Annotated in this window: 1 protein-coding gene; it reads left to right on the plus strand. The window is 76.9% G+C overall.

Translation table 11 applies throughout. The annotated features are described in order from the left end of the window. Nucleotides 1-424, plus strand: a 424-nt coding sequence (locus G3I71_RS48365) for a lysophospholipid acyltransferase family protein (RefSeq protein ID WP_164325343.1), incomplete at both ends; no start/stop codon positions are given.

A 424-nucleotide genomic window follows, 5' to 3' on the forward strand; every position in this document is an offset into this window, starting at 1 on the left:
GCGGCCCAGCAGCAGGGCGGCGGCGGGTACGAGTCGCTGCTCGACGGCGCGACGCAGGTGCTGGGCAGCGGGTCGAGCCTCCTGGTGTTCCCCGAGGGCACGCGGTCGACCGACGGGCGGCTCGGGCGGTTCCGCAGCGGCGCGCTGCGCATCGCGCAGGAGTTCGACGTGCCGATCCTGCCCGTGGCGGTCGTGGGCACGCACGAGCTGCTCGCGAAGAAGGGCCGCCTGACGCCGGGTCCCGTCGAGGTGCGGGTCGGTCACCCCGTCGACCCGCACGGCCTGACCGACATGGCGCCGCTCGTCGCGCAGATCGAGGGCATGCTCGCGGCCGGCCCGCCCGTGCCGTCCCGGTCGCGCACGTGGCGCGTGCTGCGGGGCGTGATGTCCGGCCCCGCGGGCATGGTCGGAGCGGTGGCCTGGG

Source organism: Streptomyces sp. SID12501 (assembly GCF_010550245.1).
Classification (GTDB): domain Bacteria; phylum Actinomycetota; class Actinomycetes; order Streptomycetales; family Streptomycetaceae; genus Streptomyces.